This window comes from Streptosporangium sp. NPDC020072, assembly GCF_040631445.1.
Taxonomy (GTDB): domain Bacteria; phylum Actinomycetota; class Actinomycetes; order Streptosporangiales; family Streptosporangiaceae; genus Streptosporangium.
The window spans coordinates 255018-275596 of the sequence record NZ_JBEYAB010000005.1 but is presented as its reverse complement, the minus strand read 5'-3'; the positions used below and the strand labels follow the sequence as shown (position 1 = coordinate 275596).

The 20579-nt window shown below is 69.7% G+C and carries 21 protein-coding genes; 12 read left to right on the top strand and 9 right to left on the bottom strand.

The window, feature by feature from the left end; all coding sequences use genetic code 11:
* Positions 1 to 51 precede the first annotated feature (51 nt).
* Positions 52 to 480 (bottom strand): cupin domain-containing protein, encoded by a 429-nt coding sequence (locus ABZ470_RS13685; RefSeq protein ID WP_352011495.1) that lies wholly within the window; start codon positions 478 to 480, stop codon positions 52 to 54.
* 54 nt (positions 481 to 534) lie between these two features.
* Here ABZ470_RS13685 and ABZ470_RS13680 point away from each other — a divergent pair, with 54 nt between their 5' ends.
* The 5 genes from ABZ470_RS13680 (at position 535) to ABZ470_RS13660 (ending at position 8031) form a co-directional block, all read left to right on the top strand.
* Positions 535 to 1953 carry an SWIM zinc finger family protein gene (locus ABZ470_RS13680; protein WP_362911534.1) on the top strand — a complete coding sequence of 473 codons (1419 nt, stop codon included), beginning with the start codon at positions 535 to 537 and terminating at the stop codon, positions 1951 to 1953.
* On the top strand, positions 1950 to 3359 hold the full coding sequence (locus ABZ470_RS13675; RefSeq protein WP_362911533.1) for a DUF5691 domain-containing protein: 1410 nt from the start codon (positions 1950 to 1952) through the stop codon (positions 3357 to 3359). Before ABZ470_RS13680 ends, ABZ470_RS13675 begins: the two co-directional genes overlap by 4 nt.
* Positions 3356 to 4423: an AAA family ATPase gene (locus ABZ470_RS13670; protein WP_352011498.1), complete on the top strand. Its 1068-nt coding sequence runs from the start codon at positions 3356 to 3358 to the stop codon at positions 4421 to 4423. Before ABZ470_RS13675 ends, ABZ470_RS13670 begins: the two co-directional genes overlap by 4 nt.
* A gap of 159 nt (positions 4424 to 4582) precedes the next feature.
* On the top strand, positions 4583 to 6871 hold the full coding sequence (locus ABZ470_RS13665) for a DUF5682 family protein (RefSeq protein ID WP_362911532.1): 2289 nt from the start codon (positions 4583 to 4585) through the stop codon (positions 6869 to 6871).
* Complete coding sequence (locus tag ABZ470_RS13660) at positions 6868 to 8031, top strand: VWA domain-containing protein (protein ID WP_352011500.1); 1164 nt, start codon at positions 6868 to 6870, stop codon at positions 8029 to 8031. The genes ABZ470_RS13665 and ABZ470_RS13660 overlap by 4 nt, the downstream gene beginning before the upstream one ends.
* Before the next feature lie 58 nt (positions 8032 to 8089).
* Here the strand turns inward: ABZ470_RS13660 and ABZ470_RS13655 are convergent, their stop codons facing one another.
* Both ABZ470_RS13655 and ABZ470_RS13650 read right to left on the bottom strand, forming a co-directional pair.
* Entirely contained in the window at positions 8090 to 8530 is a 441-nt protein-coding gene (locus ABZ470_RS13655) for a thioesterase family protein (protein ID WP_362775643.1), read from the bottom strand.
* Position 8531: 1 nt separating this feature from the next.
* On the bottom strand, positions 8532 to 9161 hold the full coding sequence (locus ABZ470_RS13650) for a helix-turn-helix domain-containing protein (RefSeq protein ID WP_352011502.1): 630 nt from the start codon (positions 9159 to 9161) through the stop codon (positions 8532 to 8534).
* 166 nt (positions 9162 to 9327) lie between these two features.
* Between ABZ470_RS13650 and ABZ470_RS13645 the strand changes: the two genes are divergently transcribed.
* Complete coding sequence (locus tag ABZ470_RS13645) at positions 9328 to 10683, top strand: MFS transporter (protein WP_362911531.1); 1356 nt, start codon at positions 9328 to 9330, stop codon at positions 10681 to 10683.
* Positions 10684 to 11064: 381 nt separating this feature from the next.
* Entirely contained in the window at positions 11065 to 12069 is a 1005-nt protein-coding gene (locus tag ABZ470_RS13640) for an enolase C-terminal domain-like protein (RefSeq protein WP_352011504.1), read from the top strand.
* Positions 12070 to 12142: 73 nt separating this feature from the next.
* Here the strand turns inward: ABZ470_RS13640 and ABZ470_RS13635 are convergent, their stop codons facing one another.
* Both ABZ470_RS13635 and ABZ470_RS13630 read right to left on the bottom strand, forming a co-directional pair.
* Positions 12143 to 12442, bottom strand: coding sequence for a hypothetical protein (locus tag ABZ470_RS13635; RefSeq protein WP_362911530.1), 300 nt, complete (start codon positions 12440 to 12442; stop codon positions 12143 to 12145).
* Positions 12443 to 12544: 102 nt separating this feature from the next.
* Entirely contained in the window at positions 12545 to 12991 is a 447-nt protein-coding gene (locus tag ABZ470_RS13630) for a helix-turn-helix domain-containing protein (protein WP_362911529.1), read from the bottom strand.
* A 161-nt stretch (positions 12992 to 13152) separates the two neighbouring features.
* Here ABZ470_RS13630 and ABZ470_RS13625 point away from each other — a divergent pair, with 161 nt between their 5' ends.
* Both ABZ470_RS13625 and ABZ470_RS13620 read left to right on the top strand, forming a co-directional pair.
* The gene (locus tag ABZ470_RS13625; protein WP_362911528.1) at positions 13153 to 13461 is read left to right on the top strand and encodes a hypothetical protein; all 309 of its coding nucleotides are present in this window, start codon (positions 13153 to 13155) and stop codon (positions 13459 to 13461) included.
* Positions 13462 to 13495: 34 nt separating this feature from the next.
* A complete protein-coding gene (locus ABZ470_RS13620) occupies positions 13496 to 15517 on the top strand; it encodes a hypothetical protein (RefSeq protein WP_362911527.1) in 2022 nt (673 codons plus the stop codon).
* Between the two features lie 10 nt (positions 15518 to 15527).
* Here the strand turns inward: ABZ470_RS13620 and ABZ470_RS13615 are convergent, their stop codons facing one another.
* The 3 genes from ABZ470_RS13615 to ABZ470_RS13605 form a co-directional block, all read right to left on the bottom strand.
* A complete protein-coding gene (locus ABZ470_RS13615; RefSeq protein ID WP_362911526.1) occupies positions 15528 to 16001 on the bottom strand; it encodes a hypothetical protein in 474 nt (157 codons plus the stop codon).
* A 90-nt stretch (positions 16002 to 16091) separates the two neighbouring features.
* The gene (locus ABZ470_RS13610) at positions 16092 to 16541 is read right to left on the bottom strand and encodes an ATP-binding protein (protein WP_362911525.1); all 450 of its coding nucleotides are present in this window, start codon (positions 16539 to 16541) and stop codon (positions 16092 to 16094) included.
* A complete protein-coding gene (locus ABZ470_RS13605) occupies positions 16538 to 16822 on the bottom strand; it encodes a hypothetical protein (protein ID WP_362911524.1) in 285 nt (94 codons plus the stop codon). Before ABZ470_RS13605 ends, ABZ470_RS13610 begins: the two co-directional genes overlap by 4 nt.
* A gap of 290 nt (positions 16823 to 17112) precedes the next feature.
* Here ABZ470_RS13605 and ABZ470_RS13600 point away from each other — a divergent pair, with 290 nt between their 5' ends.
* The 3 genes from ABZ470_RS13600 to ABZ470_RS13590 are packed head-to-tail and all read left to right on the top strand — an operon-like array spanning position 17113 to position 18364.
* A complete protein-coding gene (locus tag ABZ470_RS13600) occupies positions 17113 to 17940 on the top strand; it encodes a helix-turn-helix transcriptional regulator (RefSeq protein WP_362911523.1) in 828 nt (275 codons plus the stop codon).
* Positions 17931 to 18131 carry a DUF397 domain-containing protein gene (locus tag ABZ470_RS13595; protein ID WP_362911522.1) on the top strand — a complete coding sequence of 67 codons (201 nt, stop codon included), beginning with the start codon at positions 17931 to 17933 and terminating at the stop codon, positions 18129 to 18131. Before ABZ470_RS13600 ends, ABZ470_RS13595 begins: the two co-directional genes overlap by 10 nt.
* A 32-nt stretch (positions 18132 to 18163) precedes the next feature.
* Positions 18164 to 18364: a DUF397 domain-containing protein gene (locus tag ABZ470_RS13590; RefSeq protein WP_362911521.1), complete on the top strand. Its 201-nt coding sequence runs from the start codon at positions 18164 to 18166 to the stop codon at positions 18362 to 18364.
* 404 nt (positions 18365 to 18768) lie between these two features.
* Here the strand turns inward: ABZ470_RS13590 and ABZ470_RS13585 are convergent, their stop codons facing one another.
* Positions 18769 to 20370: an LCP family protein gene (locus ABZ470_RS13585; RefSeq protein ID WP_362911520.1), complete on the bottom strand. Its 1602-nt coding sequence runs from the start codon at positions 20368 to 20370 to the stop codon at positions 18769 to 18771.
* Positions 20371 to 20579 lie beyond the last annotated feature (209 nt).

Sequence of the window (20579 nt, the reverse complement as noted above, 5' to 3'; positions counted from 1 at the left end):
ATCGCAATTCTTCCCCCGGGGAACGGGGCCGTCACGCCCACGCGACCCGCGTCAGACCATACGGAAGTCGGCGAAGTCGAAGCCGGGGGAGACCACGCAGCTCACCAGCACGCCCTCCTCCCCCGTGGGCCGGGCGGCCTGCCAGGTTCCCGCGGGAACCAGCGCCTGCGGAACCTGGCCCTGCTCGACCAGCGGGCCGAGCACGATCGTCTCGGCGGGCTGACCCTCGTGGCCGCCGAGGGTCAGGGCCAGCGGGCCGCCCCTGTGCCAGAGCCACACCTCGTCCGAGCGGACCACGTGCGGACGGGACTCCTGCCCCGGTTCGAGCAGGAAGTAGATGCCGGTCGCCGTGGCGCGAGGGCCGTCGTAGCCGGCCGGGGTGAGAGCGACGGAGGTTCTCCAGGTCTCCCGGTACCAGCCTCCCTCGGGGTGGGGCAGCAGATCCAGGGCTTCGGCGAGCGCGGGACGCGTTGTCGTCATTGCACCGATCCTAGGCCGCTCTTTTTGTCGGCGACGTTGGCTAGCGTTCGGCGTGTGATCGAACGGTGGAACCGGGATCAGGTGCTCGCGCTCGCGCCTGACGCCCCGTCGAGAAAGGCGGCCCAGGGGGTCTCCTCACCTGGCAAGTGGTCGGGTGCGGGCGCCACGGCCGAGGCGGTGTGGGGCGAGTGCGCGGGCAGCGGCTCCAAGCCGTACCGCGCGTGCGTCGACCTGTCGGAGCCCGCCTACCGGTGCAGTTGCCCCAGCAGGAAGTTCCCCTGCAAGCACGCCCTGGGCCTGTTGCTGCTGTGGTCGGCCGACGCCGTCCCCGCCGCCGAGGAGCCCGCCGACTGGGTGGGCGAGTGGCTCGACCAGCGCCGGACGCGGGCGGAGAAGGCCGCGACCGCCGCCACCTCGGCCGCCGAGGGCGGTAAGGGGAAGGCCACCCCCGACCCCCGCAGGGCCGAGCAGCGTGAGCAGCGTGTGAGCGCGGGCCTGGCCGAGCTCGAACTCTGGCTCGCCGACCAGGTCAGGCAGGGCATCGCCGGGTCACGGCGGCACGACCACTGGGACGACCTCGTCAAACGTCTCGTCGACGCCCAGGCCCCCGGTGTCGCGGGCACCGTCTCCCGCCTCGGTGACGTGCTGGCGGGGGAGGACTGGCCCGCCCGTCTCCTCGGCGAATACTCCCTGCTGCACCTGCTCTCGGTGGCGCACCGCCGCATGGCCGCCACGCAGCCGTACGGCGCCGGCCACGGTGGTGGGGAGGGCGACGGCGGAGGGCTGGTCCGCACGGTCCGTGACCGGATCGGCTTTCCCGTCGCGAAGGAGGAGGTGCTCGCCGAGCCCGCGGTCCGCGACGTGTGGGACGTGCTGGGGCGCCGCGACTCCGAGCAGGACAGGTTGATCACCCGCCGGGTCTGGCTGCGCGGCAGGAACACGGGCCGGGCCGCCCTCGTGCTCTCCCACGCCCCCGTGGGGCAGGCGCTCGACGCCTCCCTGGTCACCGGTGTCTCCCTCGACGCCGAGCTGGCCTTCTACCCCGGCTCCGCGCCGCTGCGCGCCCTGGTCGCGGCCCGTCACGACGGCGCCGTCCCCGTGCTCCCTCCTGCGGGACGCACCCCGGGGGAGGCGCTGGAGGAGGTGGCCCGCGCGCTGGCGGGAGATCCCTGGCTCGACTCATGGCCCGTCGTGCTGGGGGAGGTGACCCCCATGACGGCTCAGGGGAAGACCGGGTCCTGGCTGCTCGGCGGCCCGGACAGTGGCCCGGACGGTGGCCCGGACAGTGATCCGAAAGGCGGTCCGGGCGCTGGTCTGAACCGTGGCCTGCCGCTGCACCCGTCGGCGGGCACACCGTGGCGGCTCGTCGCGGTCTCCGGCGGGCGCCCGCTGACCGTCGCCGCGGAGTGGACCCCGCGGGGGCTGCTTCCCCTGACGACCTGGGACGACCAGGGAAGGGTGATCGTGCTGTGAACTCCTCGTGGAACCCCACGCACGGCTGGGAGGACCTCGTCTCGGCCGCGCTCGTCGGCACCGACCGCCGTCCCCTCCCCTCGGGGGCGGCCACCCCGGAGGCCGAGCTGCTCGACCACGCCGCGCTGCTGACCGTCAGGGCGCGCGCCGGTCAGACGCCGCGCGAGGGCCGCCCGCTTGAGGCCGCCCCGCAGGAACGGCAGCCGGAGGTCTCACGGGCGGCCGGTGACAGGCTCGCCCGCATCCTGGGCGGTGAACGGCCGAGACTGCTCACCGAGTGGCTGCAGGCCGCCGCCGCGCGCGGTCACCGGCTCAGCCCGCACCTGCTGCCCGAGCTGCTCGACCAGGCGGCCAGGGACCGGTCGATCCGTCCTCACCTGGGCGTCCTCGCGGGAGCCAGGGGCCGCTGGCTGGCCGGGCTCAACCCCGCCTGGGGCTTCCTGCTCGAAGAGGTCACCGCGCCGGGAGCCGCGCACGAGACGTGGGAGCTGGGCACCTCGGGTGACCGTAAGGCCCACCTCGGCGCGGTGCGGGCGGCCGACCCCGCACGGGCCAGGCACCTGCTTGAGGAGACCTGGGAGAAGGAGACCCCGCAGGACCGCGCCGCCTTCCTTGAGATCCTGGCCGACCGGCTGTCCCTCGACGACGAGCCGTTCCTGGAGAACGCGCTCGACGACCGTCGCCGGGAGGTCCGTCACGAGGCGGCCGACCTGCTCACCCGGTTGCCCGGTTCCCGCCTCGCGCTGCGCATGGCCGAGCGGGCCGCCGCCTGCCTGCACACGGAGAACGGTGAGCTCCACATCGCCCCGCCCCTGGCCTGCGACGCCGCGATGGAGCGTGACGGCGTCAGGGCCAAACCCCCCAGGGGGACCGGCGAGCGAAGCTGGTGGCTCCAGCAGATCGTGGCCAGGGCACCCCTTGAGATCTGGCCCAGGCTGTTCGGCCGCCCGCCCGGAGAGCTGGTCCGGATGAAGATCCCCGACTGGGGGCGCGAGGTCATGGCGGGCTGGGTCAGGGCGACCGTGCTCCAGGGCGACCCCGAGTGGGCCCGCGTCCTGTTCGCCTGGGACCCACTCGCCGACCTGCTGGCCGTGCTGCCCAGGAAGGACCGGGAGGACGTGGCGGCCGGGTTCGTCCGCAGGCACGGCCTCGACGGACAATTGATCATGGTTCTCGGTGGCGCCGCGGCGCCCTGGGGCCCCGACCTCGCGCTGGCGGTGCTGGAGAAGATCCTCCAGGTCTCCGGCACCCAGCCGTGGAACCTCAGCGAGCTGAGCAGGCTCGCGGGCGAGCGCATCGACCCCGCCCTGTACGGCATGGCCGAACGCCTCTCACCCGAACCCCCCATCCAGGAGGTCGCCGCCCTCCTGCGTTTCCGTGACGACATGTTGAAGGAGCTTCAGTGACGACGGTCCTGCGGGCCCACGCCGAAGACCAGTACGCCGACGAACTGGCGATCCTGGCCAAGGACGACGACCGGCCCCGCCCTCCGGGCTGGAAGCTGTCCCCCTGGGCGGTGACCACCTACATCCTGGGCGACGGCGACCGCATCACCCCCAAGTACATCGGTCCGAGGCGCATCGTCGAGGTGGCGGTCGCGACCCTGGCCACCGACCGGGCGCTGCTGCTGCTCGGCGTCCCCGGCACCGCGAAGACCTGGCTGTCGGAGCACCTGGCGGCGGCGGTCAGCGGTGACTCGACCCTGCTCGTCCAGGGCACCGCAGGCACGGCTGAGGAGGCCGTCCGCTACGGCTGGAACTACGCCAGGCTGCTCGCCGAGGGGCCGTCACGGCAGGCACTCACCCCGAGCCCGGTGATGCGCGCCATGTCCGAGGGGCGCGTCGCCAGGGTCGAGGAGCTGACCCGCATGCCCTCCGACGTCCAGGACGCGCTGATCACCGTGCTGTCGGAGAAGACCCTGCCCATCCCCGAGCTGAACGAGGAGGTGCAGGCCACCCGGGGGTTCAACGTCATCGCCACCGCCAACGACCGCGACCGGGGCGTCAACGAGCTGTCCAGCGCGCTGCGCCGCAGGTTCAACACGGTCGTGCTGCCGGTCCCGGCGACCGCGGAGGAGGAGGTGGACATCGTCTCCCGCCGCGTCGAGCAGCTCGGCCGTTCACTGGAGCTGCCGCCCGCGCTGACCGGCCTTGAGGAGATCCGCCGCGTCGTCACGGTCTTCCGTGAGCTGCGCTCGGGGGTCACCGAGGACGGTCGCGCCAAGGTCAAGTCCCCCAGCGGCACGCTCAGCACCGCCGAGGCCATCTCGGTCCTCACCAACGGCATCGCGCTGGCCGCCCACTTCGGCGACGGTGTGCTGCGCCCCGCCGACGTGGCCGCCGGGATCGTCGGCGCCGTGGTGCAGGACCCGGTCTCCGACCGGGTGGTCTGGCGCGAATACCTGGAGACCGTCGTCCGCGAACGCCAGGACTGGCGCGACTTCTACCGGGCCTGCCGTGACGCGGGCTGAGAGGACCACCGTGACGCGGACCGCCGGGGTGCGGGGCGCTGTGGCACGGGCCGCCGGAGCGCGGACCGCCGGAGCGCGGACCGCCGGAGCGCGGGCTGAGACGGCTCGGGCCGGGGCGGTGCCCGCCGGCACGCGGGAGCCGACCGTCGGGAGGCGCCGGTGAGCGTCTCCGTGCTGGGGGTCCGGCACCACGGTCCCGGCTCGGCGCGCTCCCTACGGGAGGAGCTGACGCGCCTCAAGCCCGACATCGTGCTCATCGAGGGGCCGCCGGAGGCCGACGACCTGGTCGGGCTGGCCAAGGATCCCGAGCTTCAACCTCCGGTCGCGCTGCTGGCCCACGTCCCCGGTGAGTCGTCCAAGGCCGCGTTCTGGCCGTTCGCGGTGTTCTCCCCCGAGTGGCAGGCGATCCGGCACGCGGTCGAGGCGGACGTCCCGGTCCGTTTCTGCGACATGCCCGCCGCGCACAGCCTCGCCCCGGCCTCCGAGGAGCGGGACGAGGAAGGGAACGAGGAGGACGACCGGGCTCCCGCCGTACGGGCAGATCCGATCGGCGCGCTCGCCCACGCCGCCGGATACGACGATCCGGAACGCTGGTGGGAGGACGCGGTCGAGCACCGGGGGGACACACCGTTCCAGGTGATCGCCGAGGCGATGGCCGCGGTCCGGGAGGGGCACGTCCCCGGCGAGGAGGAGGCCCGGCGGGAGGCCTTCATGCGGCGTGCGATCCGTACGGCGATCAGGGACGGCCACGAGCGGATCGTCGTCGTCTGCGGCGCCTGGCACGTGCCCGCGCTGGCCGGGCCGCCGGACGCCGGGTCCCACGGCGGTGCCTGGGGGGCCGGGCTGCCGACGGCCAAGGCCGACGACGCGCTGCTGCGCGGCCTGCCGAAGGTCAAGGTCGAGACGACGTGGGTGCCGTGGACGTACGGGCGACTGGCCGCCTGGAGCGGATACGGCGCCGGGGTGACCTCGCCCGGCTGGTACCACCACCTGTTCACCGCGCCCGACCGTCCGGTCGAGCGCTGGCTGACCGAGGCGGCGGGCACACTGCGCGCCGAGGACCTGCCCGTCTCATCCGCCCACGTCATCGAGGCGGTACGGCTCGCCAGGAGCCTGGCCACGCTCAGGGGAAGACCGCTGGCCGGGCTCGCCGAGGCGACCGAGGCGGTCAGGGCGGTGCTCTGCGAGGGTGACGACCTGCCGGTCGAACTGGTCCAGCGGCGCATGGTCGTGGGAGAGCGGCTGGGCACGGTCCCCGACTCGACCCCGATGGTCCCGCTGCAGCACCACCTGCGTCAGGAGCAGCGCCGGGTACGGCTCAAGCCGGAGGCCCTGGACCGCGAGCACGACCTCGACCTGCGCAAACCCCTCGACCTGGAGCGCAGCAGGCTGCTGCACCGGCTGCGCCTGCTCGGCGTCGGCTGGGGGACGCCGAAGGAGAGCCGGGGCAAGGGCACCTTCCGTGAGTCGTGGACACTCGCCTGGCGGCCCGAGTTCGACATCGACCTGATCGAGGCGGGCGTGTGGGGCACGACCGTCCCCGCGGCCGCCGTCGCCCGGGTCCATGACCTGGCACGCGGCGGGCAGGAGAAGCGGGAGGTCCCGCTGGCCGTCCTCACCGGCCTGGTCGAGCAGTGCCTGCTGGCCGACCTGCCGGACGCGCTGCCGTACGTGATCGAGGTCCTGTCCGAACAGGCCGCCCTGGACGGCGACGTCACGCACCTGATGGCCGCCTTCCCCGCGATGGTGCGCGCCCAGCGCTACGGCGACGTGCGCGCGACCCCCGCGGAGGGGCTGGCGGCCGTCGCCGACGCCATGCTCACCAGGATCTGCCTCGGGTTCGGCGGCGCCGCCGCCGGGCTCGACGAGGACGCCGCCCGCGACCTGCTGAAACACGTCGACGCGGTGCACGCGGCCGTGACCCTGCTCCAAGACGCCCCGGTGCCCGAGGGGGAGGAGTCACCGGCGGCGCGCTGGCTGGGCGCGCTGCGCGGGGTCTCGGGACGTTCCGGCCTGCCCGGGGTGATCGAAGGACGCCTCACCAGGCTCCTGCTGGACGCCGGGGACCTCGAAGCGGGCCAGGTGGGCGCCGTCATGGCCAGGGCCATGTCCGCCGGGCACCCCCCGGCCCGTGCCGCCGCCTGGGTCGAGGGCTTCCTGTCCGGGGGCGGCCTGCTGCTGGTCCACGACTCCCGGCTGCTGGCGCTGATCGACGAGTGGCTGACCGGGCTGGCGCCGGAGACGTTCGTCGACGTGCTACCGCTGCTGCGCCGTACGTTCGGCGCCTTCGCCGCACCCGAGCGGCGCTCGATCGGCTCCCGGGTCAGGTCACTGGGCGCCGGGGAGGGCCCCGCCCCGACCGGGGACGCCGAGGAGATCGACGAGGAACGCGCGGCGGCGGCCACACGCACCGTGCTGGCACTTCTGGGAAGGACGGAGATCGCGTGACGGACGAGAGGCTGCGCCGCTGGCGGCTCGTGCTCGGCGGCGACGCGGACGGCACCGGATGCGCGCTCGGCGGGGTGGACGCGCAGATGGACGGCGCCCTGGCGGCGCTCTACGGCGGTGGGGAAGGCGGCAGGGAGGGCGGTGAGCGGAGCGCGGGCCTCGGCGGCTCCGCACCCAGGGTGGCGCGCTGGCTGGGGGACATCCGCTCCTACTTCCCCTCGACCGTCGTGCAGGTCATGCAGAAGGACGCGGTCGAACGGCTGAACCTCACCCGGCTGCTGCTCGAACCGGAGATGCTCGAGGCGGTGGAACCGGACGTCCATCTGGTCGGCACCCTGCTGTCCCTCAACCGGGTGATGCCGGAGAAGGCACGCGAGTCGGCCAGGGCGCTGGTCGCGAAGGTGGTGGCCGACCTGGAGCGCCGGCTCACCCAGAAGACGAAGGCGGCGGTGACGGGGGCGCTCGACCGCGCCGCCAAGACCAACCGGCCCCGCCGGGTCGCCGACATCGACTGGGACCGCACGATCAGGGCCAACCTGCACAACTACCTGCCCGAACGCGGCACCGTCGTGCCCTCAAGGCTCGTCGGGTACGGCAGGCGCCAGCGCGCGGTCCAGCGGGAGGTCGTGCTCTGCATCGACCAGAGCGGGTCCATGGCGGCCTCGGTCGTCTATTCGAGCGTGTTCGGCGCGGTCCTCGCCTCGATGCGCTCGCTGAAGACCTCGCTGGTGGTCTTCGACACCTCGATCGTCGACCTGACCGAGCAGCTCCACGACCCGGTCGAGCTGCTGTTCGGCACGCAGCTCGGCGGTGGCACCGACATCAACCGGGCCATCGCCTACTGCCAGGGGCTCATCACCCGGCCCACCGACTCGATCTTCGTCCTGATCAGCGACCTCTACGAGGGAGGCGTCAGGCAGGAGATGCTCCGCAGGGTGGCCCAGATGACCGCGGCGGGCGTCCAGGTGATCGTGCTGCTGGCGTTGTCCGACGAGGGCGCGCCCTTCTACGACCACGAGAACGCCGCGGCCCTCGCCGCTCTCGGCGTGCCCGCCTTCGCCTGCACCCCCGACGCCTTCCCCGGCCTCATGGCCGCGGCCATCGAGCGCCGTGACGTCGGGGTGTGGGCCGAGCGGGAGCTGGGGGTCGCGGCCACCTGACCCGGTCCCGGCGGGGGCGGTACGGAGGCCCGGCCCCGCCGAAGGGCGACGGGAACGATCAGGGCGCGGGGCAGAGCAGGGGGCCGACGGCCTCACGCAGATCGGGGGAGATGGGGGAGGGGCGGAGGGTGGCCGGGTCGAGCTTCACCTGGACCCGGCGGCCTTCGGCGTGCACGACCGACATGTCGGCCGACAGCACGCGGAAGCCGTACACGAGGCTGGTCGTGCCGAGGTGCTCGACCCAGAAGTGCACGGACGCCTCGCCCACCTTGGAGATGGGGGCGTGGTAGGTGACGGAGAACTCGCGCACCACGAAGAACAGGTCGGCGAAGTGCGGCTCCGAGGGGTCGAAGGCCCAGCCCCGCGCGGCCCAGTAGCCCGAAAGGGCCCGTTCGAGCAGCAGGACATACCGGGCGTTGTGCACGACGCCCATGGCGTCGAGGTCCTCGAAGTGGATCTGGACGGGGTGGACGTGCCCGGGTAGCAGGGCGGTCGTCATGTCAGGCCTCCGGGAGGATGCTGGGGTCGGTCGCCAGGGTGCGGAGCCGGTCGAGCACGGCCCGGCGGGCGTGCTCACGGCTCCGTTCGTGCTGGAGCAGGCGGGTGTGGACGACCACCACCGCGCCGAGTGCCTCGATCTCGAAGGCCAGCTGCCGGGGGTCGGTCTCGGGCCGGAGCTGACCCAGGGCGACGGCCCGCCCGGCGAGCCCGGCCAGCAGGTCCATCCAGTCGTCGATCGCGGCGGCGACGGCGTCACGCACCGGCCCGGGCCGGTCGTCGAACTCACTGCCGACGGCCTGGAAGAAACAGCCGCCGGGCAGCCGCTCCGAGGCGTAGAAGTCCAGGCGGAGCTCGTGCAGGGCCAGCAACCTGGGCAGCCCCCGTGGCGCGCCCAGGGCGGGCTCGACGATCTGCTCGATCCACTGCCGCCGGGCGTGCTCCACGATCGCGAGCTGCAGGGACCGCTTGTCGGGCCAGTGCGCGAAGAGCCCGGACTTGCTGACGCCGAGCGTCTGGGCGAGCCGGGCGAGCGAGAGGCCTTCGAGACCCTCGACCGAGGCCAGGCGGACGGCGGCGTCGAGCACCGTCCCGCGAGTTCGCTCGCCACGCAGAAGCCGTCCGTCGATCACGCGCCCACCCTAGCAAACAATATGACCGATCGGTCGCACATATTTTCACGCACGGCCCACGGCACACGGTTCCGCGGGGCGTGGTTCTACGGCGCGTGGTCCTACGACCAAGGGCCGACTCACGGGACCGATGCCGGGGCGGGGCGGCGACCGTACCGTCCAGTGCATGACTTCCACCGTGGTCGAAGCCCCCCAGGAGGGGATGTTCGCCGAACGTTATCGCGCACTGACGGTCGGTATGGTCGCATTGATCGTTCTGGTCGCCTTCGAGGCGCTCGCGGTCGCCACCGCGATGCCGGTCGTGGGCCGCGAACTCGACGGGATCGCGCTCTACGCCCTGGCCTTCAGCGGGGCGCTGGCCGCCGGGATGGTCGCGACCGTGCTCGGCGGGCGCTGGGGAGACCTGCGCGGGCCGGTGGCCCCGCTCTGGACCGGAATCGGGGCCTTCGCCGCCGGACTGGTCGTGGCCGGGATCGCGCCGACCATGGACGTGTTCGTCCTCGGCCGGTTCATCCAGGGATTCGGCGGCGGGATCTTCCAGGTGGCGCTGTACGTGCTGGTCTCCCGGGTCTATCCGGCACAGATGCACCCCAGGGTGTTCTCGGCCCTGGCCGCGGGCTGGGTCGTGCCGTCCATGGCCGGGCCGCTGGTCGCGGGCGTCGTGGTCGAACATCTCGGCTGGCGCTGGGTCTTCCTCGGCGTGCCGATGTTCGTCCTGCCCGCCGCGCTGCTGCTCTGGCGGGGCCTGGCCGTCGTCCCCGAAGGGGAGCGTGAAGAGGAGACGGGCAAGCGCACCCCCATCGCCAGGCGTCTCGGCTGGGCCGCGCTGACGGCCGTCGGCGCGGCCCTCATGCAGTACGGCGGAGCGGCCCGCGGCGTCGGGCTCGTCCTGCTGGCCGCCGGGCTGGCCGTACTGGCCCTGTCACTGCCCAGGCTGCTGCCGCCGGGCACCCTCAGGGCCGCGCGGGGCCTGCCGTCGGTGATCGCGCTGCGCGGCGTCGTCGCCGGCACCGCCCTCGGCGCTGAGGTCTTCCTGCCGCTCATGCTCACCGGGGAACGGGGACTGTCACCGGCCGCGGCCGGGATGGTGCTCACCGCGGGTGCGCTGGCCTGGGCGTTCGCCTCGTGGGTCGTCGGACGGGGCTGGATCGGCAGAGTGCTGATCCTGCGGGCGGGACCCGTCATGATCGCCCTGGGCATCGCGCTGATGGCTCTGACGATCTTCCCCGAGGTCCCGGTCGCGCTGGCCGTCGCCGGAGAGACGATCGTGGGACTCGGCATCGGAAGCGTCTACCCCACGTTGTCCGTGCTCGTCCTGGAACTGTCGAAGCCTGGGGAGGAGGGGGAGAACAGCGCCTCGATGGGCATCGGCGAGTCGGTCTTCACGGTCGTCCTGGTCGCGGTCGTCGGGGCGATCGTCGCGGCCTTCGGCGCGTCCGGGCCGGTGTACCTGGCCTGCTTCGCGCTGACGGCGCTCGTGGCCGCCACGGGCACCTTCGCCGGGGGCCGCTTCAGGACCTGAGCGGGGACCATGGCCGGGGACGGTTTGAGGGCTGGGCGGGACACGGTCGGGGGAGGTTCGGAAGCCGGGCGCAGGTCGCGCCGGGGGTGGAGGCCCGGCCGGTTCGGGGCGGGAGCGGTTCGGGGTTTGAGCGTGGGGCGTGGTCGGGGCGGGGCCTGGACCGGGGCCGGTTCGGGGCCGAACGTGGGTCGGGGCGGGGACGGTCGGGGCCCTGAGCGTGAGGCATGGCCGGACGGGGAGGTCCGTGGCCGTGGCACCATGGGGAAGACGCCGAGCGCCTTTCGTGTTGGGAGAAGGAGTCCCGCCCCAGAGCGGGACTCATTGTGTTTCCGAGACGTCTCCCAAGGCGTTTTCCCGATCTGTACGGAATCGAGGGGGTCCATGCCGCGCGTACGTGAGCTTGAGGTGTTCCGGCTGGTTCTGCCCTACGGCAGGCGTCCCGAGGCGGTCCTCGTCCGGCTCACCGACTATGGGGGCATGACCGGGTGGGGGGAGATCGTCGACCCGGGCCCCAAGACCTGGAGGCTCCTGCAGGAAGAGCTGAGCGGCGCGCTGATCGGCCTCGACTGGGAGCATCCCGACGAACTGGGCGACGTTCCCGGCGGACCGGCCGCCGACATGGCCTGCTGGGACCTGTGGGCGAGGATGCGTGGCGTGCCGCTCTCCCACGCGCTCGGCGGTAGCCGTACCTCGCTGATGGCCACCGTCAGGATCGGCGCGGAACGCAACCTGGAAAGCCTGGTCGCACGGGTCAACCGGCACGTCTGCGCCGGATACGCCCACGTCACCCTGGACGTCCACCCCGGCTGGGACGTCGAGCCGCTGCGCGCGGTGCGTCAGGCCTACCCAGCCCTCGGCATCGGCGTCGACGCGCGTGGGGGCTACACCGACGCCAAGGCCCTTGAGGCGATGGACGCCTACACGCTCTCGTCCATCGAGCGCCCCTTCACCGGTCTCGCGGGCCACGCCGACCTGCAGGAACGCGTCGCCGCCCCGGTGCTGGCCGAGGTCTCCTCGGCCGCCGAGCTCGACGAGGCGGTGGTCACGCGCGCAGGCCGGGCGCTGCTGCTGCGCCCCTCGGCCATCGGCTCCCTGCGTGAGGTACGGCGGATGCACGACATCGCCGCCGCGGCCGGATGGGAGATCGCCTGCTCGGGAGGCCAGGGCACCGGCCTGGCCAGGGCGGCGACGGTCGCCGCGGCCAGCCTGCCCGGCTGCGGGCTGCCCTGCGACGTGGCCGAACCCCCGCGCAGCGCGCAGATCGTCACACCGCCGGTGGGTGCCTCGGACGGCGTGATCGCCGTACCGCTCACCCAGCCGGGCCTGGGCCACACGGTCGACGTGAACCGCGTCCGCCGCCTGGCCAAGGAGACCTACGCCGTCTGAGCGGTGGCTCAGTTCATGGTCACCGCGCCACGGAGCGCTCGGTCGGTCGGGCACGACTCACGAGCCTGGACGGTCAACGTTCGCGTTCCCGTCGTAGCCTCTGGATCTCGCGGTGCAGCTCACGCTCACGGTTCGCACGCAGCCGCTCGTGCCACTGTGTCCCCCGTTCGGCGGCCTCCTGGTCCATGCGCGCCTGGGTGTCCGCGACCTCGTTCAGGACGAGCCCGGAGCCGATGAGCGTGGCCAGCACGACGAGGGTGAACAGGCCGACCGGGCCGGTGACGAATATCAGGGCGAGAATCGCGAGACTTCCGAAGAATACGATTTTTGCGGCGTTGTCTATCGCGTCGATGTTTCTGTCGAAGAACGACATTCGTTAACGCTCTCCTCGTGGGGGAGTGGCCTGCTTTCGGGTTCGCGGGGTCGCGGCGGGATGGGAACGGTTTTGACGGCGGGTGGAGTTCCCGGGGATGGATTACGGTCTTTCTGTGCCGTTTCCGGGTGATGGGCGATTGCCTTCCGGCCACAGCCCGTGCGCATACTCCATGAGATCCTCGGTGACGACGCGACGGTGCCTGCCCACCAGCCGGTAAGGGATCAGGCCGGCCTCCAGCAGGCTGATCAGGTAGGGGCGCGACACGCGCAGCACGTCGGCCGCCTGCTGGGTGGTCAGTTCGGCCCCCGAGGGGATGACCGAAACGCCCCGGCCTCGTGCGACCTGCGTCAGAACGTGGGCGAGCAGGAGGAGGGCCTCGCGTGGGAGAACCAACGGATTTTCGTCACCTGGGTCGGCGGTGAACCGGACGCCGCTCTCGCCGGGATGTCGCCTGAGAATCTCTTCGAGCCGCCCGGCGGCGTCGGCCGCTTTTCGGGTGTCCATCGATCCTGGATTGACCGAGAACTTGACGTGAATGCCGGGCACGTCTATCTTCCCCTCGTAATCGCACTATCTGAAACAGGCGAAGCAATCGAAACGGCGGCGGCGCGGCACTGACGGGGGTCGACCCTGCCGCCGTAAATATCCGGCGTTTAGTGTGATATCCAGCTTTTCCATCCACGGTGAGCTGGGGGAGACGGGGTGACGTGACCGAGCGGATGGTGCCCAACCCTCGGCACGAACGGCTGAAACAACTCCTGAGAGAGGCCGAGTACGGTTCCCAGGAAGTTCGGCAGGCCTATCAGCGCGCCGTTGGAGCGATGCAGTCGGGAAAGGTCTGGACAGGGCCGACGGCCGTCAAGTGGGGCGCCGAGCTGGAGGAACGGCACCAGCGGCTGGGACAGCTCGCCCGGCGGGTCGTGGAGGCGATCGAGGAGGAACTGCGCAGGCAGCCTCCTCTGGTGACCGAGTCCGAGGCGACAGGCGAGAGCCGACGCTGGGACTTCTCCGAGTAATCATGACCGTTGCGACCGCGAAGGAGAGCGTCCCATGGCGTCCACCGGTGAGTTCTGCGGTATCGACCCTGATGAGATGGGGCGGTTGGCCGTCTCCCTGGACGGCGCCGCCGCGCGGCTGACCAGGTTCTGCCATGAGCTTGAGGTGAGGCTCCAGCAGGAGAAAGTCGATGTTCCCGCGTTGCGGGAGATCACCACCATCGCCGAGTGGGGCAAGAGCCAGTGCTCCATGCTCTTGGGACGGGCCGATCTGATCAGAAACCTGGGTGACGGTGCCCCCGAACTGGGAGGTGCCGTCGCGATGACGGGCGGTCAGGGGCTTGTTCACCTGCCCGACGACCTGGAGTCGATGGAACGTGCCCAGGGGCTGGCCAGGATGTACGGAAACGACATCCTCGTCAACTACGGCGGTGAGGTCCAGGCCACGCTCATTCATGAGCACGCCGACGAGATCGCTCAACTGGCCGACAATCCGCAGGCCGCTGCCGCCTTCTTCGCCCTGTTGCCAGCGAAGGCTCGTGACAGTCTGCCCAACATCATCGCGGCCACCGGCAGCAAGACCGCCAAGGCAGACCTGGCCGCCTTCGGCAAGGCTCTGGGTGCGGCCCTGAACGCCCCTGTTTTGGTTCCCGCCTTCGCCAAGGTCGGAGAGGACCTGACGAAGCCGGCCGGTAGCAAGATCGTCGCGTGGAACCGTCTCGCGCTGCTCAAGGGGGCGAATGCCCCCGCCAAGGTGCGTAGTGCGGCGGCCCGCGCGCTGGTGCTGGACGACTTCATGAAGAACCCCAAACAGGACTGGCGTGCCGGATCCGTCGAGGCGAGGACGTACGGCCTGCCCACTGACCTGGTCGCGCTGGGACTGGAGGTCCTCGCCGGGGACGGGGCGGCGGCACGGGAGGCGTTCGCCACGATGGGAGGGCCGGACGTCAAGCTCAGCCAGGTCGAGAAGATGAAGCGCTTCCTCGACTACGCCGACCACGCGGGTACCGGGGACGAGGTGGCCGCCGCCTTCGGCCGGGTGGTGGAGTCGGGCGCCGAGGTTGCGACGGAGAAGCCGGGACAGCACAGCCAGGCCGCCGCCGTCTTCGCCATGGACGCGATGCTGGCCACCGGGCCGTTGGGAGACTCCATCCCTGAGCCTGCCCGGGAGTTCATGGTCACCCTCGCCACGTCCTACATCCACGAACTCGCCTCGGGCGCCCGCTTCGACAAGGCCGTGGATCGGGCTTCCGGGCTCAAAATGCCGGAGAATTGGGCTCCCCTTCCCGGTGTGACCCCGGCGTTCTACCTCAGCGTCGGGGACACCTATCGCTTCATGAAAACCTTCACCGGAGTTGAGGGACTCACAGCTCGCTTCGACGCGACTGCGGCTCAATTCCGCTACGGCGCGCTGGTAGAAGCGGCCAAATTGGATAAGCGTGATAAGACTCGAAACTTCGAGGACACAGCGAGAATGTTCGGCGGTTTAGCTGGGATGGAGTTCAAGGCGACCTTGGACACGCGGGGGGAAAGAGACGCGACTGACGACTTGATTCGGGAGATCACCAAGAACACCTTCTCTCTTGGGGTCGACAAGATCCCCGTTGCGGGTTTTCTCACTGATAAGTTCTCTGAGAAGCTCTCCGAGAAGGCGATTAACTTCATCAACGAAAGCTGGGGTTTGACCAAGACCTACTATGTCAGCGGGCTTCTTGATGATTGGGCCGGGAGCTTTGAGACGAGAGTTGAGGCTGCCACCGGGGCTCGGTCGGATTTCATCCTTCGGCAGAAGTATGACATGGCGTACTTTCTCTATGAAGCGGAATATCCGGCGAGTGATCCACCTTCGGAGCTCATCAGTAAAGAGTCGGGGAAGCTTAAGACCTACGACGAGCTTCTAAGTGAGGCAAAGAAGGAGGCTGGGGAGGGTAACAAATGGGAAGGGGCGCTTCGGAAGAAGCTGGCGCCTTATGAGCACTGGCTGGATGGTAATGATCTCCTCGACAAAAAGATTGAGGACGCGTCCGACTTCCAGATCGGTGAAAGAGCCAAGGAAGACCTGAGGGTCTGGGGGTAAGGGTTTCTGTTCACCGAGACAGGCATGGGGTTGTTGCGTGAAGTCGCCAGGTAGGGGACTCGGGAGCCACGTACACCGTAACCTTGATACCCAGGTTTTCTTTGGTTCCATAGATGAATCTCCCGTCTTCGGTTTCGTTCTGACTTGAGTCGAATTCCAGCTTGTATCCCAGCTCTCGGGCCAGTCTGTTTTCCATCAGAGTTTGAGCTCGTTCCAGGTGGTTGGCCAGCGGTTCGTTGGTGCGTTCGTAGTCCGCTGTGGCGCGCATCACTCGTTTGAACTTATCTTTGTCGCAAGGGATGTCCTTGTCCGCTCCCTGCAGGATACGAAGTTTGTTAAGTGGATTTTTGAAGGCTTCCTGCAGGAGGTGGGTGTCCTTCTGGAGTTCTGCGGTGGCTTCCTTCAGGGAGGGTTCGGAGGTGGTGCATCCCGAGGCCGCGATTATCAGCGTCAAGCCGATGGCCAGTGACCGGACGACGCGCATGCCTTACCTCCGAAAGTGCGGTTGATGCTGAGACATACCGATCTTCGCCTAGTCGGATCGCCTCCGCCACGTTCTTGACCGTATTCGGTGTCAGAAGCCGGAGATTCGGAACCAGACCGATCGGGTGGTCTCACCGCGGTGCGTCCCCCATGTGGTCGCGAGCAGATTCACCAGCCAAAGGCCGCGTCCGCCGTCCTCTTCGAGACCGGGTGTCCGGACGATTGGCGCACTGGTGGACGAGTCGTCGTCGGTCACCTGCACGTGGACGTCGCCGGGAGCGTACGTCATTCGTACGGTCACCTGCCCGCCCGGCGTGCGTCCCGAGTTCGAGTGGGTGACCGCGTTGGTGGCCACCTCACTCAGCAGGAGTAGCACATCGTCGAGAACCGGACCGGCGATTTGCCCGGCCAGGAGATCGCGTGCCCATTTTCGGGCGATGGGAATGGATATCTCCTTTCCCGGGAAGTTCCACTGCCAGGTGTCGTGAGGCGCCTTCGGCCGGGTGTCGCCGTAATGGCCGATCGGATTGTTGCCTCTCATGCGCCCACCTCCGCCATGATGACGTCGGCGGCGTTGTCGGCGTGGGCCGCCACCCATTTGCCTCCCGGCCACATTCGAGCCCACCACGGACGCCAGGTGAAGGCCCAGCCGGAACGCCATATGACGATGACGCGGGCCAGGGTGCCGGACGCTGACCGCACTTCCAGAACCGGTTCACCCGCTGTGGGAAGGACCAGGACGACGCAGGCGCCGAGGGTGTGCATCGTCCGGCCGAGCCGGACCAGGTGGTCGAATCTCTCGCGCTGCTCGCCAGGCGTCACGGCCGGGCTCCGGAATGCTTTCCGGCGTGCCCGGCCGGAAGACCGAATTTCATCGGCGTATTCATTGGAGGGTTGCTTCCTTCCCGGTGCAGAGGTGATTGATTGCTTTCTTCTTCGCTCCTCCCGGCGATAGGGGAGTGCGTTTATGATGCTCCCCTGATGCCTGGTCGGGTATCTGTTCCGCAGTCCAGAGCAGGGTGGATGATGACAGCCGTTGGTCTGTCCGGGACTGAATTCGGTATCACTGGCCGGGTAATAGGTCTGTTTTTTATAATTCGGGAGGGAATGCGATGGAAGTGGTGCCGGCGCTCGATCCCGCGTCTCCGCGTGTGCGGTTCGGTGTCGAACTGCGCCGTCTGCGGGAGGGCGCCCAGCTCTCACAGGCCGCCGTGGCCTCCCGTCTTGGCTGCACCCAGACCCAGGTGAGTCGCCTGGAGAAGGCCACCCGGAGCCCGTCGAAGTCCGACGCCGAACGACTGGACCGGCTCTTCGGCGCCGAGAGCGGCGTCTCCTTCGTCCGGCTCTACGAGCGCATCACCGCCCAACCCGGCGGCCCGGTCTGGTTCCGGAGCTGGGCCGAGGAGATCGAGCCCACCGCCCGCGTCCTACGATCCTGGGACCCCCTCCTGATTCCTGGACTCCTCCAGACGGAGGCCTATGCCCGGCACCTTTTCGGCTTGGAGCCCAGGGCCACTGCCGAAGTGGTTCAGAATCAGGTCGAAGCGCGAATGCGGCGACAGCGAATCCTCGATCGTGACAGCCCTCCACTTGTCCTCGTGCTCGTCGACGCCGGTGTACTGCATCGCAAGGTCGGCGATGCCAAGGTGATGCGTGAGCAATTGGACTGTCTTCTGAAGATCGTTGAGCGTCCTGCGGTCTCCATTCAGGTTGTCGACCCGGACTGTCTTCCAGGTTTGGCGGGGGCCTTTATGATTGCCGAGCTTCCTGATGGGAACCCGGTCACCGTCCATGCGGACTCACCAGCCCAGGGGCATGTCACGGCTGACTGCGAACTCGTGACCCTGATTCAGGAGCGATATGAGGCGATACGTCTGTGGGCTTATCCTGAACGCGCATCCCTCAAGATGATCGAGAAAGCGAGACGCGAGTGGACCTGAGCGCCGCCGTGTGGCGGAAATCATCGCTGTCTTCAGGGAACGGCGGTCAGTGTGTGGAGGTAGCCGTGAACCTTCCCGAGATGGTCATCGTTCGTGACAGCAAGGACTCGGACGGTCCCAAGCTGTTCTTTGCCCCTCATGCGTGGAGGTCCTTCGTTGGTGAAGTCAAGACCGGTGAGTTCGACCGCTGACCTGGTTCGGGCGATCGGAGAAAGGGAGGGGCATGGACTTGAGCGCCGCTGCATGGCGAAAGTCGTCACGTTCCGGAGACAACGGCGGTCAGTGTGTGGAGGTGGCCGTGAACCTTCCCGGGGCGGTCGCCGTTCGTGACAGCAAAGACCCGGACGGTCCCAAACTTCTTTTCGCTCCCGCCGGATGGAACGCCTTCGTCGGAGGGGTGAAGAACGGCGTGTTCGACCACTGATGTGGTCCGGATGATCGAGAGTAGCCGACCGCCGGGATCGGCGACGGGCGACGCCACCCTCCTTCGCCGGTCGCTTTCCTTGAGAAAAAGCCTCTCGGGCGGGACAGGCCGTCGCTGAAGAAGGCTTCACCAAGGCGGTGAGGTGTGGCCGTTCCCCCTCACTGAGGTCGTCCGCGAGCCCCACAGAGGTCATCCGGGAGCCTCCTCACTGAGGCCGTCGTGCCCACAATCCTCGCCAGGAACCCTCCTCGCCGAGGTCGTCCGCAGGCGCGATGGCATCGACCGGCGTGGACGGGAGGGGCGAAGCGTGCGCCGTACACCGCCGTGTTCAGAGGTTGGGCGCCGATGCTCCAGAGTGTGGGAGGGCGCGCTGGGCGTGCGCCGTACTCAGCCGTGCTCCGAGGTCAGGCGCAGCCTTCGTTGATCTCCTTGACCGGGGCCGGTTCCGTCGGCTTGCCCGACTTGGAGGCGGTTCCTGTGTCCCGCGCGCCGCTCGGGCCGGCGGTGGCACCCGAAGAAGCAGTAGCGCTCGGAGAAGTAGTGGCGCTCGGAGAAGCGGTGGCGCCCGAAGAGGCGGTGGCGCCCGGAGAAGAGGTGACCCCTGGCGTGGCGGTGGTGCCTGAGGTGGGAGTCGCGGGGGCGGCGAGTCGTTCCCGGGACGCCGAAGCGGTGGATGAGGTGTGGACGGCCTTGGCGGTGAGGGAGCGGATCTTGGCCCAGTCGGGGTAGCCGGTGCTGATCAGCGGCGGGACGAACTGGACGCTGGTCACCTCGGCGCTCTTCACCTTCAGGGCCAGCGGCACCAGGTGCTCCAGCATCGGCCGTGGGATGTCGGTCTGGAGGAGTTCCCTGGTGGCCAGCGCGATCCGGTTGAACCGGGAGAGTACGGTCGCCGGGTCGGCCTGCTGGAGCAGGGCGCTCAGCACGCAGCGCTGGCGGCCCATCCGGGTGTAGTCGTCGCTGAAGGTGCGCGAGCGGGCGAACCACATGGTGTCCGCCCCGCCGAGCCTGCGGGTCCCCGCCTTGACCAGGCCCTCGTTGTACTTGCCGAAGACGATGTCCTGCGGCACGGTCAGCCGCAGGCCGCCGATGGCGTCGATCAACCGGGCCAGGCCCCACATGTTCACCAGGGCGTACCAGTCGACCCGCAGGCCGAATGTGTATCCGACCGTCTCCATGAGGGTCCTGGCACCCTGGTTCTTGCGTCCGCCGAAGAGCTCCGGGTGGGAGTCGGCGTACTCCCAGACCGAGAACAGCAGGTCCTCGCGGGAGCCGTCCGGGTTGGCGGGCAGCCGGAAGCCGTTGGGAAAGCGCTTGGCCATCGGGGAGCCGGGGACGAACCGGATGTTCTCCAGGTTGCGCGGCAGGCCGAGCAGTACGGTGTTGCCGGTTCTGACGTCGATGCTGGCCAGGTTGATGCTGTCGGTCCGTACGCCGATCCGGTGGGTGTCGGCGTCACCGCCGAGCAGCAGGATGTTCACCCGGGTCCTGCCCTCCCACGGATCGCTCTCCTGGGAGGAACTGGCCCGGGGGGCGGGGGTGGCCGGCGGGGCGCTGAAGATCCGGTCGAGCGCCGACTGCGAGACCGTGGCGTACTGCCCGGCCAGGCCGAACGGCAGCACGACCGTGATGGCGAGCAGGCCCGCGATCACCCCCGCGACCGCCTGTGCGGGGCCGCGGAGCATGCCGGGCCGAAGCACCGTGAAGGAGTGCACGACCAGGACGAACCAGGCCAGGCCGAGGACCGGGGCGCCGATCGTGATGGCGGACAGCCAGGTCGAGGTGACCAGCAGCCCGGCCAGGTCTCCGAGGTCGGTGGTGAGCAGCACCCACAGCACGCCGAGCAGCAGCAGGGCGTAGACCGACAGCAGGGCGATCCCGGTCCTGCGCCATCCCGCCCGTAGGTGCCCCGCGCCGGGCAGTATCGCCGACAGGGCCGTCCAGCCGACGACCGCGCCGAGCCTTCGCGGCCCCCGTGGTCCCGGTCGCCTTGATCCGTCCTGCACCCGCTTCCCCGATCTCCCCACGCGCTTGAGCGCCGCAGGGGAGATGGTAGGGCGGGCGCCGAGGCCGAGGGGCGACGTACGGATGAACACCTTGGAAAAGAAATCCGCCTTTATCCTGACATATTTCCTAAGGCTGTGACTTTCTTGGCCGAAACCCGGTCCGGAGGTGACCATGCGCTCCGGCGAACCAGACCTTTCCGGAGGGCCTC

Bases quoted from the DNA above. Each gene is read 5' to 3' on its own strand.
- ABZ470_RS13685 (WP_352011495.1), bottom strand. From the start codon at position 480: ATGACGACAACGCGTCCCGCGCTCGCCGAAGCCCTGGATCTGCTGCCC.
- ABZ470_RS13655 (WP_362775643.1), bottom strand. From the start codon at position 8,530: ATGACGACCGCCCTGCTACCCGGGCACGTCCACCCCGTCCAGATCCAC.
- ABZ470_RS13645 (WP_362911531.1), top strand. From the start codon at position 9,328: ATGACTTCCACCGTGGTCGAAGCCCCCCAGGAGGGGATGTTCGCCGAA.
- ABZ470_RS13640 (WP_352011504.1), top strand. From the start codon at position 11,065: ATGCCGCGCGTACGTGAGCTTGAGGTGTTCCGGCTGGTTCTGCCCTAC.
- ABZ470_RS13635 (WP_362911530.1), bottom strand. From the start codon at position 12,442: ATGTCGTTCTTCGACAGAAACATCGACGCGATAGACAACGCCGCAAAA.
- ABZ470_RS13620 (WP_362911527.1), top strand. From the start codon at position 13,496: ATGGCGTCCACCGGTGAGTTCTGCGGTATCGACCCTGATGAGATGGGG.
- ABZ470_RS13615 (WP_362911526.1), bottom strand. From the start codon at position 16,001: ATGCGCGTCGTCCGGTCACTGGCCATCGGCTTGACGCTGATAATCGCG.
- ABZ470_RS13610 (WP_362911525.1), bottom strand. From the start codon at position 16,541: ATGAGAGGCAACAATCCGATCGGCCATTACGGCGACACCCGGCCGAAG.
- ABZ470_RS13600 (WP_362911523.1), top strand. From the start codon at position 17,113: ATGGAAGTGGTGCCGGCGCTCGATCCCGCGTCTCCGCGTGTGCGGTTC.
- ABZ470_RS13590 (WP_362911521.1), top strand. From the start codon at position 18,164: ATGGACTTGAGCGCCGCTGCATGGCGAAAGTCGTCACGTTCCGGAGAC.